Origin of the sequence: Rhodococcus sp. OAS809, from assembly GCF_040546695.1 — a bacterium.
GTDB classification, from domain to species: domain Bacteria; phylum Actinomycetota; class Actinomycetes; order Mycobacteriales; family Mycobacteriaceae; genus Rhodococcus_F; species Rhodococcus_F qingshengii.
This window is the reverse complement of record NZ_JBEPOI010000002.1, coordinates 2820377-2833461: the sequence shown is the minus strand read 5'-3', so window position 1 is coordinate 2833461 and position 13085 is coordinate 2820377. Positions and strand designations below refer to the sequence as shown.

Annotated in this window: 9 protein-coding genes and 1 pseudogene; 4 read left to right on the top strand and 6 right to left on the bottom strand. The window is 64.9% G+C overall.

Annotated elements, in window-relative coordinates; translation table 11 throughout:
- The first annotated feature begins 26 nt into the window (after positions 1-26).
- Positions 27-1253: a lipopolysaccharide biosynthesis protein gene (locus ABIE52_RS16300; protein ID WP_192711999.1), complete on the top strand. Its 1227-nt coding sequence runs from the start codon at positions 27-29 to the stop codon at positions 1251-1253.
- On the opposite strand, the gene ABIE52_RS16295 is transcribed toward ABIE52_RS16300, so the two are convergent.
- Entirely contained in the window at positions 1234-2190 is a 957-nt protein-coding gene (locus ABIE52_RS16295) for an ABC transporter substrate-binding protein (RefSeq protein WP_192712000.1), read from the bottom strand. The two genes, ABIE52_RS16300 and ABIE52_RS16295, sit on opposite strands and share 20 nt — an antisense overlap.
- 169 nt (positions 2191-2359) lie before the next feature.
- The gene (gene pgfA / locus ABIE52_RS16290; protein ID WP_007734539.1) at positions 2360-3493 is read right to left on the bottom strand and encodes a cell envelope lipid trafficking protein PgfA; all 1134 of its coding nucleotides are present in this window, start codon (positions 3491-3493) and stop codon (positions 2360-2362) included.
- 216 nt (positions 3494-3709) lie between these two features.
- Here pgfA and ABIE52_RS16285 point away from each other — a divergent pair.
- Positions 3710-4759 (top strand): annotated as a pseudogene (locus ABIE52_RS16285) (acyltransferase family protein); the annotation flags it as partial.
- Positions 4760-4782: 23 nt separating this feature from the next.
- Here ABIE52_RS16285 and ABIE52_RS16280 read toward each other — a convergent pair.
- The 4 genes from ABIE52_RS16280 to ABIE52_RS16265 form a co-directional block, all read right to left on the bottom strand.
- Complete coding sequence (locus tag ABIE52_RS16280; protein ID WP_192712143.1) at positions 4783-9117, bottom strand: alpha-(1->3)-arabinofuranosyltransferase; 4335 nt, start codon at positions 9115-9117, stop codon at positions 4783-4785.
- A 43-nt stretch (positions 9118-9160) separates the two neighbouring features.
- Positions 9161-9334, bottom strand: a complete 174-nt coding sequence (locus ABIE52_RS16275) for a DUF2613 domain-containing protein (protein ID WP_003945488.1) — start codon at positions 9332-9334, stop codon at positions 9161-9163.
- Between the two features lie 129 nt (positions 9335-9463).
- Complete coding sequence (locus ABIE52_RS16270; protein ID WP_042920246.1) at positions 9464-10552, bottom strand: isochorismate synthase; 1089 nt, start codon at positions 10550-10552, stop codon at positions 9464-9466.
- A 45-nt stretch (positions 10553-10597) separates the two neighbouring features.
- On the bottom strand, positions 10598-11065 hold the full coding sequence (locus ABIE52_RS16265) for a universal stress protein (protein WP_003945900.1): 468 nt from the start codon (positions 11063-11065) through the stop codon (positions 10598-10600).
- Between the two features lie 100 nt (positions 11066-11165).
- On the opposite strand from ABIE52_RS16265, the gene ABIE52_RS16260 reads away from it, so the two are divergent.
- Positions 11166-12344 (top strand): glycoside hydrolase family 3 N-terminal domain-containing protein, encoded by a 1179-nt coding sequence (locus ABIE52_RS16260; RefSeq protein ID WP_058039141.1) that lies wholly within the window; start codon positions 11166-11168, stop codon positions 12342-12344.
- Positions 12345-12416: 72 nt separating this feature from the next.
- Positions 12417-13016, top strand: a complete 600-nt coding sequence (locus ABIE52_RS16255) for a TetR/AcrR family transcriptional regulator (RefSeq protein WP_003945885.1) — start codon at positions 12417-12419, stop codon at positions 13014-13016.
- The last annotated feature ends 69 nt before the right edge of the window (positions 13017-13085 follow it).

Sequence of the window (13085 nt, the reverse complement as noted above, 5' to 3'; positions counted from 1 at the left end):
ACGATACGTGGTGCATCATTACTGCCATGCCTCGCCAACCACTCGATCGCGCCGCCGCGGCCGGGGTCGGCATGGTTTTGGTGGGATCGATGACGGCCAATGTCGCGTCGTACCTGTTGGCATGGTTGGCCAGCCGATGGTTGGGTCCGGTCGGCTACGGAGAGTTCGCGAGTCTGCTTGCCGCCCAGTTGGTACTTGCGGTTCCGGCTTTGGCGTTGCAGACGGTGGTCGCCCGCGAGGCGGTGCGTGGCAAGAGCACAGATGCGTTGCGGTCGTTGGGGTATCGATGCACCGCGATCGTCGCCGTCCTCGCGGTGGCGCTCACTCCGGCGATGGCGTGGCTGCTCGACACCGGAATCGTGGCGTCGTTCTCGGCATTGGTGACTGCGCCCATGTTGGTTCTGCTGGCAACGGAGCAGGGGTTGTTGCAAGGACACGGTCGATTCGGCACTCTCAGCGCCGTACTGGCCGGGGCCGGGGTGATGAAAGTCCTTCCGGCAGTGATCGTTCTGGCTTTCGGCGGCGGGGCAGGCGCGGCATTGGTCGCGGGCGCGGCCGGAACTGCGTTGCTGGTGGCGATAGTTCGAGTGGTCGACCGAACCGTCTCGGTGAGCGAGGACCGGCCGGTGCGTATCGGCGTCGTCTCCGTGCTCGCGGCGTCTCAGGTTCAGCTCGCGCTGATCGCGTTGTCTTCGCTGGACCTGCTGATCGTCCGCGTCGTCCTCAGTGAGTACGACGCCGGTGTCTACGCACTCGGCGCCGTCGCGACGAAGGTGGCGTTCTGGCTGCCACAGGCAGTGGGCGTCGTGCTGTACCCGAAGATGGCGAATCCGGCGCACTCGGCGCAGGCGGTTCGCTCGGCGTTGGCGGTGCTCGTCGGTATCGGCGCCGTGTTGGTTCTGGGGGCGGCGGTTGCCGGCCCGCTGGTGCCGATGCTCGTGGGCGACGCGTACGCCGCCGTGGCTCCGATGCTGTGGGCCTTCGCTCTGCACGGTGCAGCGCTGGCGGTACTTCAGGGTGCTTTGCTGTCCGCAATCGCGTCAGAACGCACGCGAGTGGCCCTTCTGGCGTGGGCAGGACTGGTTGTGGAGGCGACGGTCATGCTGGTGTGGGCGAAGACGCCGGGAGAGTTGATCGGCGTCGCCGTGGTGGTTGCGTCGACGACGGCGTTGGCGGTGTCCGTCGCCGCAGTGCGAAGTGCCGACCGCGCCCGGCCGGCACCTCACACCGGCGTCAGTTCTCCAGACGCGTGAACAGATCGTCGAAGTAGTCGAGCGTACGCATCGCGGTGTAGACGGATCCGTAGTTGATGTTCCCGCCCGTGTAGACGACGTTGTCGCCTTGTACTGCGCGGATACGGTTCCACATCGCGCGGTCGTCGGTGACGGGATCCACGCCGGGCGCGGTGGTGACGATCATTCCGTCGGCCGAGTCGAGGGCAGTCACGAGGTTTTCGGTAGAGATCTCCTTCTGTCCCTCGACCGGCCACTGGAGCTGGACGCCGAGGTCTTCGGCCACCTGTGTGGAGATGCCCTTGCGGTTGACGCCGTTGACCTTCTGATTCACGTAGTTCAGCAGCACGATCTGCTTGCTCGCCAAGCTCGGGGCGTGGCGTTCCTTCAATCCGGCTGCCTTGTCCTCGTACGCTCCGATGACCTGACGGACGTCGGGGTTCTCGGTGCGATTCAGCCAACTCGCCAGCTGATCGATGTTCTCGCGCCACGGGCGCGTGAAGTCCATCGGAAGCACAGGCGCTGTCTGGCTCAACTGCTGTAGCGGCCACATGTCGGAGGCCTCACCGATGTCGGTGCAGATGATCAGGTCCGGTTCCAGCGCGAGAATTGCCTCGACGTTGACCGGTGCCTCGAACACCTGTGCCGTGGGATCGGCCGGAACCCACGGCTCGGCGGCGTCGAAGCTGTACGCGATGACCGGCAGGCCCATCGCAACGGCTGGTTCGAGGTCGAGTCTGGAGTCGATGGCGACGACGCGCTTCGGGGTGACCGGAATGTCGTAGGTTCCGAGCGAGGTCGTGACCGTGCGCATCCCGGCCGAATCGCCCTCGGTACCGGCGGACGTCGCGCAACCGGCGGCGAACAGCCCGGAGAATGCAGCCGTGCCGACAACAAACCTCCGTCGCGTCAGATCGCTGACACAGATGTGCGAACCCAGAACTGTTGATGCGGGCATGTGGCTCCTCGTGTTCGGGGTGGTCTGGACTTCCAGAAAACGCTAAGCCCGCAACCACGCGGAGGGAACGACCCGTTGCGCCAATCCGTACGCCGATCCGGCAACAAAGCCCCGAAACGCAGCAGAGCGCCCCTTCCGTGTGGAAGGGGCGCTCTGCTTACTGTCTGAATCAGTCCTTGCGCAGATCCGGACGCGGAATCACCTGAGTGTCGTCCGAGGTCCAGTCGTGCTCACCCGGAGCCGGCTCGGGCGAGCCCTGGCCGCTGGGATTCTGGTTCGTTCCGCCGTGTGCAGCGCGGGCCGGAGTTCCGCCCTTGCCGCCGCGAATGCCGAGGAAGATACCGGCGATCAGCGCGATGACGCCGAGCACACCTGCCACGATCGGGACTGTGCGGCCGAACAGCGAGAGCTTGTCCATGCCGTCACGTGCCTGCTGGACCTGGTACTCGATGGTTGCTTCGTCGAAGGGCAGCGTGACCTTGAGAACCTCGACGTCGACCGAGTCCTTGTTGCGTCCGTAGTACTGGTGCAACTGCTCCTGGCCCTTGACGACGACGCCGGTCTTGGGCTCGACCCACAGGTCACGGACGTTGGTGTACCAACGCGTCATCGTGATCGGAGTAGCGCCACCGGGAACGCCCCAGGTGTCGGCGGGCAGGCTCAGCTTGTTGGTGGGGGAGTTGACGACCTTCGACAGGTCGACGGGATCGATCGTCTGCTGGAAGTGGTACACCTTCAGCCCGTTGATCTCGGTCTCTTCGACGAAGTCGATGTCCTTCGTGGCGCGAGCGTTCAGGTCGAAGTAGGGGTAGCTCTTCTGTTCCGTGTTGAACGGGAACTTGTACTGCAGACCGTCGCGGGAAACTTCTTCGGCGGGCTGGTCGCTGGACGTCTGGACGGTTCCGACCGGATCGTTGGTCGGCATCGAGCTGACGCGATCGAGCGTGACGCGGTCCAGGGTTGCGGTCAGCAGTCCGGTGTCACCCTGCTTGTCGGTACGACGGACGGTCTGGCCGGCTTCGACGGTGATGATGTCGGCGTCGGACGGGTCCTGCGTGGTGACGTAGCGCTGAGCGACGATCGGCACGTTGGTGTCGACCTGTGCCTTTCCGCCGAGGAGGGCCGCCGAGTTGAGGACGCTACCGGTGCCTGTGGCGACAGTGGTCACCTCGAGGTCGAGTGGCGTCTTCTCCAGCTTGCCTACCGTGTAGGTAGGAATGAGGATGGCGATGGCCAAAAGGAAGGCACCGAGGCCCACCAGAATGCAAGGAAGTATCCGGCTCGGCCCTGAGCGTTCCGCCATGCTGTGACTCCTAACCCGTTAAGTCTTTCGAGGTTCCCCAACCGGCACAATATGAGCTGCGCAGATCGCATGGGGCCCCCGATGGACACCATGTGTGGCAGAACACTAACAGTCCACCGGCCCGGTTTGTCGCATGAGGGCATGAATTGGCCAGGCATTTTGTTGTGAGTCCCTGGTGGTTTCCCTCAATCGGCCTGGGGTGCACACTTATCCGTGATGATCAGTTCCACGAATTCCCCTCAGACGGTCCCGCCACAGGCTCGGGGCTTCGTTCCGGCTTTGGACGGTATGCGTGGATTGGCGGCGCTCGGTGTCCTCGTCACCCATGTCGCGTTCCAAACCGGTGAAGCGCAGTCCGGCGCGATCGGGCGCGCGTTCGGTCGACTCGATCTCGCCGTAGCGGTGTTCTTTGCCTTGTCCGGATTTCTCCTGTGGCGCCCCCACGCGGCAAAGGCCCGCGGAATCGGGCAACCGCAGCCGACGGTCCGATATGGGATCTCGCGTGCAACGCGAATCCTGCCGGCGTACTGGGTGGCGGTGGTGCTGATCCTGCTGTTCCTGCCCGGAGCCGGCGGGGGCTACCAGGTATGGCTGGCGAATCTCGGGTTGGCGCAGGTGTTCGTGCCGTTGACACTCACCGAGGGCCTCACGCAGATGTGGAGCCTGTCGGTCGAGGTTGCGTTCTATGTACTACTGCCGCTGTTCGCGTATCTGATGGTGCGACTACGCGGAAACTCGGCTCGGTTCCGGCTACCGCTTCTGCTCGGGGTGTCGGTGTTGGCGCTGACGTGGGCTTTCATTCCGATCCCGACTCCGGACGCCATTCACCACGACAACTGGCTGCCGGGCTACCTGCCGTGGTTCGGCGCCGGCATGGTGCTGGCCGAGCTGGCCGTGGGCCCGTCGACGTGGATGCATCGCCTCGCGCACCGGCGGGTGCTCCTGACTTTTGTTGCGTTTGTGGCCTTCGTTCTCTCGTGCACCGATCTGGCCGGGCCCGAAGGTCTGGTGCGGCCGGAGCCGTGGCAGTACGCGATCAAGATTGCACTCGGCGCGATCATCAGTTTTTCGTTGATCGCGCCATTGGTGTTGCGCGATCAATCGCAGCATCGATTCCTGGCGAGCCCGCTGGCGCTGGCAATCGGACGCTGGTCCTACGGCCTGTTCATCTGGCACCTGGCCGTACTGAACGCTGTGTTCCCCGTGTTCGGCATAGTTCCGTTCTCGGGCAGCTTCTTCTACGTCCTGGCGTTGACGGTCGTCCTGAGCGTCGCTGTGGCCTCGGCCAGTTACGCCTTGGTGGAGGAACCGGCGCGCGTCGCGGTGACGCGCTGGGAGAAGCGCCGCCATATCGGTGAACCGGCAAAGGGCAACGCGGCCAACCCGGTCACGACCAAGGCCACCAACATCGAGAACTGAATCGCGAACGAGTCGCCCACATAGCCGCCCGGTGCTCGCCACGGTCCGGTCGAGAGCAGCGTGATGCCGATCATCGCGGCCACGCCGGCGGTGCCGACGAGAATGCGTGCGGTCCGAGCCGGGCCGAAGATTCGCAGCGCGGCAAGTCCGAGGATCGAACACACAACTGCGATCGCCGCTCCCACTCCGCCGCCGATGACGGTGGCCGCCGCGAGCACGCCCACCCATCCTGCTGCGACGCTGCGCCACGGTCGGGGTGGTGTGAGGGGCTTGGGCTCTCGGCGAGTGGGGACAAGAGCCGCGAACAGCAGCGGGATCAGCAACACGAGCCCGCCGAATATGCCGAGGCGGTACCAACGGTCGCTGGGGAAGTCGATGGTGACGGTTCCCGCGGTGCCTGCCGGCACGATCCAGCCCTGCTGCCAACCGTTCACGACCACCGGCGTCAGCTCGGAACCGTCCGGCGCCGTGGCGATCCAACCGATGCTGGTGCTCTCGGGATTGACGATCAGCTGATCGGCGGACGAGTTCGTGACGGTGAGTTCGCGGTGATTCGCCGTCCACGCGGTCGATTCGAGCGGTGTATTCCGCTGCGCGGCTGAAGGACCGACCGCCGCCAGGTCGAGATTGTCGACCGAGAATGCGGGGCCTGGTTCGACGACCACTTCAGGCTGTCCCGCCGGCAAAGTCGCCGAAGCGTCCAGACCGCACACACGTGCCTCGACGGGTGCGCCGGTCCGAAGTTGCGTCGCCGTCGCCGTGATCGAGGTGGGGAATTGCTGTCCGGCAACCGAAATGGTCGGGCCGTCGCCACAGGTGACGGTGACGGTGCGGTTGTCGAATGAGTCCGAGCCCTGCACTCCCGAACCGGCGATCGGGGTTCCGTCGGCACCGATGACGCCGACCTCGGCGAGGCCGGTGGGCTGCGCCTGGGCGAAGCCGAGCGCCGTCTGATCGAGGACCGGTTCCCAATCGGTGATGCTCAGGACGATCTTGTCGGTGACGAAGGGGGAGAGGGTAATTCGACTGGTTCGAGGCGTGTCGTCCGAGGGTTCGGGCAGCTCTCGCACCTGCGGCCCGTTGCCGAGATTCACCGCGACGCTGGTCGGCAGCGACGGCAGGGTGCCGAGTCCCCGGGTGATGTCCAGGCCGGTGACCAGGGTGGGCTCGGGAAGATTGAGAGTCAGCGTCGGTTTCGGGCCGCCCGGTTCTGTGGTGCTCTGCGGCGCCGACCACGTGGTGCGTGCGTCGCCGTCGGTGGCAGCGAAGGCAGATCCGCGTGTGTCACCGATGTCGCTCGAACCCGAAGCCGTGATTCGGCCTGGGACGGCAAGCAGATCTTCGAGGGCGTTGCCCTGACGCGCTCGGACAGTCAGTGTCGGTGTAACGACTGTGTTTTCGGGCACCGTGAGCGTGCGCTGGAAGCGGCTCGGCTCTTCCGGTATCGCCATGAATGCATTGCTGCACCGCACGCGGTCGGTCGAGTCCGCGCACGCGTTGCGACCGGGGAACTCCTGGCTCAGATTCCAGGCGTTCACGGATGCGCCCGTCGGCGTATTCGGCAGGACCGTGTCGAAACGGATCGGTACGGTCTTCGGTGCGCTGCGATCGGAGAAGTCTTCGACGGAGAGTTCGCTGATGCCGAACTGTGTTCCAGACGATCCGTTTTCGGTGTGAGTCGCTGTGATGCGTACCCACGGAGTGGTGCCGCCCGGGATCGAGACGGTGATGGGCTCACCGGGACGCTCCACCTTCACCGCTGTGCTGCCGTTCGGTGTCGAGACCTCGAGCCATTTGACGGGAGCTCCGATTGCCGCGGCACTGGTGGTCAGATGAAGCAACCCACTGGAAATCGGTGTGTCGAAGTCGATCTGCAACCACTGGCCCAGTGCGCGCTCGATGCCGTTGCTGAACCAGCCGGTGGCGGGATCGCCGTCGACCGTCGACGCGGGACTGCTCGACGGTGAAGTGCCGCCCAGCTGGGTGGCATCCGAGGCGGCGCTGGAGACGGTGATCGAAGCTCCGATCCAACGGCCTTCCACGAGAGGCGTGTTCGCAACCGGGTAGTCGGGCACCAGATTGTAGGTACGACGAGCGTCGTCAGGGGTGCGCAGGGCGGAACTGTGGTTGTCGACCTGACCGAAATCGGTTTCCCGATCGCGCGGTGTGTCGGTGACGGTGACAGAATCGACGGGCAGTCCCGCAGCTTCGGCGTCGGCGGCAAGAATCATCGGCCCGGTCCCCGGAACCAGCCCACTTTCGTGAAGTCGCACAGACGATTCCGGCCCACCTTGTATGCGCGGAACCTGGTTCAGGTCGACGGAGTACGGTCCGCTGACCGCCGCGGTGCCGTCGGGCGGGGTGACCTCGAAGATCTCGATGGCCGGGTAACCGGGGCGCAGATCGCTGTCCGCGACCAGCCCTTCGATCGGTTCGGGGCTGTTGTCCTCACCGAAGTGCGCGACTCGTTCGATTCCAGGAGAGCCTTCGACCGCCTGGTGCACGAGAATCGGCCTGGCCGAGCGCGACGTTTCGCCGTCGAGGTCGTTGCGCATCACCAGGTGGTGGATGCCCTGCCCCAGCAAGGTCTGTGCGAGGCCGTCCGACGGACGTCCGTCGGCGATGAGACGTTGCACCGAATCGAGCGCTCGGATGGCGCCGGGAGGGGTCAGCGGGACCGAGTCACGTACTGCCCACGGCGTACTCGCCAACGCCTGAAGCGGTTCGTCACGCGTCAGACCCCACACCTGGCTGCCGAAGGGCGCTCCCGGGACGACCAGGGCACGTTCGGCTTCCGATCCGGGGGAGGTGTTGTCCTCGAGCCACTGCGCCGCCTCGTTCCAGTACGAGGGGACGTCCGGATACGCACCGCGGGGAGCGAGCTTTCCCGTCCAGGCCAAGGCGGTCGAGAGGGTGAGGGCAACGAGGATCAGGCTGGTCAGTGCGACCATCGGTTCGCGCTCGGGATGGGCGAACGCGCGGCGCCATCGGGCGAGTGGAACCGATCCCGGCAGTGGCACTTTGGCCAGCAGGTGTGCGAGTCCGAGCACCAGCGGCAGACGGACCAACGGCTCGAGCTTGTGGACGTTGCGCAGCGGCGCGCCTGCCGAGTCGAGGAACAGGCGCACCGACTCCGACACCGGCGAGCTGAGTTCACCCACGTAACCCGCGGCCAGGCCGGTGATACCGACGAACAGGATGAGCGTCAGCCGGCCGCGAGCAGGCATGGACCGCATGCAGAGCCCGGCGAGGCCGGCGGCGGCAACCAGGCCGGTGGCGACGACTGCTGCGGGTTGGGTGACCAGGACGGCGCCGGCAATGCGTTCGGGGGAGACGAACGGGGTCCAACTGTCCGTGCCGCGAAGTATCTCGGCGAGCGATGCCCACTGAGTGGTGACACCGGCGGACTCGATGTAGTCGAGAAACGGTGGGCTGATCTTGCCGAGCAGAAGTAGCGGCACGATCCACCAGAGGGTGCCGAGAGCGACGAACAGCGCCCACCACGCGGTGAACGTCAGCCATGTTCGGTTGGGTTTGTGCGAGAGCCACCAGATGATCGCGACCAGGCAGGCCGCGGCGGTGGCGACGGCGTTGATCGAACCCATGAGTGCGACGGCAAGTGCGGATTGTGCGGCCAACCGCCTCAACCCCCGTGAGTGGTCAGGGAGTCCAGGGACCCCTTTTCCACGCACAGGGCCGAAGGCCAAAACCACCGGCAACAACACCCACGGCGCCAACATCATCGGCAGGGTTTCCGAGGAAATCGAACCGAGAGTGGTCAGCACGCGGGGAGAGAGAACAAAGGCAACCGCTGCGATGACGCGCGAACTACGGCTGCCGATTCCGAGAGCCTCGCCAACGCGGATGATGCCCCAGAAACCCGCGATCAGAAGCAGCGCCCACCAGATGCGCTGGGTGACCCACGGCGGAACGTTCGCCAACTCGCCGAGCGCGAAGAACGGCCCGTGCGGAAAGAAATATCCGTAGGCCTGGTTTTGAACCTGGCCGAGCGGGGCCTGACTACTCCACTGATGCGACGCGCGTTCGAGAAAACCGAACGGATTCTGCGTCAGGTCGTACTTGGTGTCAGCGGTGATCAGACCCGGCGATTGCAGAAAAGTGAGAAGAAACGCTACGACGGAGGCGCCGAACAGCCACCGCTTCGACAGGGGCTCTGCCGACGGGGCGGTGTCTACCGAAGACACCGCTGCGTCGGCGGAAGAACGGGAACTCGCGAGGCCTGCGCTCTCAGCGGCTGCCGTACTCAACCTGGTTCAGCACGGAAGAATCTGCGTTTCCGCTGCGGTCGATCTCGGGACGAGTGTTGTCCGACGCGGCGGCCGTGACACCGAAGATGACGCCGGCACCCAGAACGGCACCGATGACAGCGCTGGCCACACCGGGGACAAGGAACTTCGTCATCGCGGATCTCCCAATTGGTCGTTAGTCGGTCGTTCGCGGTCGGACGGACTTACCGGCCCGTACGAACTGCTCGGGTCAAGGTATCACCCGCACTCGAGAATCCGGACGATTACCCTCGTGACGTGCTGGTCAGTCGAGGGTTTCGGCGCCAAGCGCGGTCAACAGAGTGCGCAGTTTCGTAGATGTCTCGTCGAGTTCGTCCTGCGGATCCGATTCGGCGACAATTCCACCACCCGCGCTGGCCCAGGCGTTGCGGCCGTCTGCACTGATCTCGGCGCAGCGGATGGCAACTACCCAATCGCCGTCACCGGCCTCGTCGCACCATCCCACGGCGCCGCCGTAGAAACGCCGAGGTTCCTCGGTCTCGCGGATGACCTTCAGTGCCGCGTCAGTGGGTGTTCCGCACAGCGCGGGCGTCGGATGCAGCGCGATGGCGAGGTCGAGCGCAGTAGTGTCGTTTCGCAGCGTGCCGCGGATCGGGCTGGCTAAGTGCCAGACCTCGTGAGTATTGGTCAGTTCGGGAGTTGCCGGCACCGACAGATCACTGCACATCGGTTGCAGGACCTCGCGGATCCACGACGTCACGAAGGCGTGCTCGGCCAGATTCTTCGTCGAATGCAGAAGGCTTTCGCCTGCCTCGCGGTCTTGATCGGCGTCGGCGGATCGCTTGGTGGTCCCGGCCAACGGGCGACACGTCACGACGCGCCCGCGTCGACTGACCAATACTTCGGGCGTCGCGCCGACCAGGCTGTGGCCCTCGAATTCGGCTCCCGCAGCAGAGAGGTCGACGGCAAAGGTGTTGGCGACGGGATTGAGCGCCGCCATGCGTGCGGCGAGCGCGGTTGGGGAGATCGGGGTCTGCGTGCGAAGTTCCACAGTGCGAGCCGCGACAACCTTGTCGATCTCTCCACTGCGGAGGCGTCCGATCAACTTTTCCACTCGACGAAGATGCTCCGACGACGACGGGATCTCCCGGTCAACCCGGGTCGTGGGCAGGGCCTGGGGATCGCGCGGTTGCCACGGCCGCGACGCGATCGTCGCCTCGGCGGGTTCGTACAACGCCGTTGCGGCAGCCGGGTCGAAGGGGAGCGCTCCGACGATCAGCTTTGTCGTACCTGCCGACAGAGCGTGGGTGGCCGCGTCGGAGCTGTCGAAGCTGCGTCGTACGCCGCGGGTGACCACGCTGTGATCGGGGCGCGAGAGAACAAAACCGTCCATGGTGCTTTCGACACTAGTCGGCCACGGATCAGGAATGCGCGAAGGTCACTTCCCCGGAGGGACGATCAACACCGGCCGATGACTGTGACGCAGAACATGATCCGCGACGCTGCTCTGCAGTAGCGACCGCAAACCCGTGGTGCCGCGGGTGCCGGTCACGATGATGTCGACGTCCAATTCGTCTGCGGTTTCGCAGATTGCAGACCAGATCGCGGATCGGCACTCGGCGCTTCTGCCTTCGACGGTCAGGCCTGCGGCCTCGGCCAGTGCGACGCCCTCGGCGAGGGTGACTTTGGCGTCGGTGTACGCGATGTCCTCGACGTCGTCGTCGGGAACCCACTCCGGTTGCATCACCCCGGACAGGCCGGACATGCGAGCGGCCTGGCGAACCATGGGCTCCCAGGCAGTGACGAGAACAGCACGATTGGCGGAGAGGAAACGCCCCGCATAGTCGACTGCACGCTTGGCGTTGTCGGAACCGTCGTACGCGATGAGCATCAGACCTTGTGGCATCACGACCTCCTCGTCAGCGGGGAATCGGTTCTCTTCCAGGCTACCGTCCCGATGTGCCCGTGAGGGAGTGTATGGGTACCGGGTCCGTTACGGTCGAGGTATGCGGATCAAGTTTCTGAAGGCTGCGACGACCATTGCTTTGTGCGGAGGGTTGGTTGCGGGATGCTCGGGCGAAAACGGGACCGCCGATCCGGTTTCGAGCGCCCCGACCAGCACCAGCACCGAGATCACGTCGACGCCTGCGGCATCGAGCTCCGCACCCGTCGCCGCATCGTGCGGTAGTGACCTTCTAGCTTCGCTGTCCCTGCGTCAGAAACTTGCCCAGCTGCTGAACGTCGGCGTCACCGGGACCGACGACGCGTTGTCGATAGTGCAGAACGAGGAGATCGGCGGCATCTTCGTCGGAAGTTGGACCGATCAGTCGATGCTCACCAATCGCGAAGTGCCGCAGGTTGCTTCGGCGTCGAAGTTGCCGTTGATGGTGACGATCGACGAAGAAGGTGGACGGGTTTCGCGCGTCGCGGACATCCTCGGGCCCGATCCGTCGGCCAGGGAAACGGCGCAGACCATGACAGTGGAACAGACGTACCAGATGGCACTCGAGCGTGGACGCGGTTTGAAGGATCTCGGGATCACCGTCAACTACGCACCCGACGTCGACGTCAGCAGCCAACCCGACGACTCCGTGATCGGGGACCGCTCGTACTCCGACGACCCCCAGACCGTGGTTGCCTACGCCGGTGCGTACGCGCAGGGGATGCGCGACGCCGGAATCTTCCCGGTGATCAAGCACTTTCCCGGGCATGGCAGCGCGTCGGGTGACTCGCACCGGGGTGAGGTGACAACGCCGCCGCTACAGGATCTGATCGCGTCGGACCTGATTCCCTTCCGCGAGCTGTCGGGAACCGGAGTCGGCGTCATGATGGGGCACCTCGAGGTTCCCGGTCTGACCGAGCCCGGTACCCCTGCCAGCATCAGCCCCGCAGCCGTTGCGTTGCTTCGCGACGGAGTGGGTTACGGCGCAGCGCCGTTCACCGGCCCGGTGTTCACCGACGACCTCAGCGGCATGCAGGCGATCACCGACCGATACGATATTGCCGACGCGGTTCAGGCTGCGCTGGTGGCTGGAGTCGATCAGGCATTGTGGCTGACCACCGACGACGTTCCGCGGGTTCTCGATCATCTCGAGCAGGCCGTCGCGTCGGGTGAGCTTCCGCAGACGCGGGTCGATCAGGCTGTGGTCACAGTTGCCGCTGCCAAAGGTGCCGTGACCTGCTGAGTCGAAGTCAGGATTCGACGCGCAATCTTACCGTAGAGTAAGATCGACATTTACCCTGTGGTTGGAGGAAGCATGGCCGGCGGTACCAAGCGACTGCCACGCGCAGTGCGTGAGCAGCAGATGCTCGACGCGGCTGTGGACGTGTTCTCCGACAGGGGATTTCACGAAACTTCGATGGACACCATCGCGGCCAAGGCCGAGATCTCGAAGCCGATGCTGTATCTGTACTACGGCTCGAAGGAAGAGTTGTTTGCCGCGTGCATCCATCGCGAAGGGCTCCGCTTCCTCGAAGCACTCGCCCCGGCCGGCGCGCCGAACCTGACTCCGCGTGAACAATTGCGCGCCGCTCTCGAGGGCTTCCTCGGGTTCGTGGGCGCAAACCGCAAGTCGTGGATGGTGCTCTACCGTCAGGCCGTCGGGCAGCAGGCTTTTGCGGGAACCGTGCAGTCCAGCCGCGATCGGTTGATCGAGTTGACCGCGCATCTGCTCGAGTCCAGCACCAAGGATCCTGATGCCGCGCACGATTACGGGATCATTGCCATCGCGCTCGTCGGCGCCGGTGAGGCGGTAGCCGACCGGGTCGCGGGTGGGGAAATCGAAGTGGATGCCGCAGCGGATCTACTCGAATCCCTCGCGTGGCGCGGTCTGTCGGGCAAGAAGAAGTCCGAATAGCTCTCAAACCAATCTGAGCGAACGTACCTTTCAGCGCATCCAAGGCGCCGAAAGGTACGTTCGCTCAAT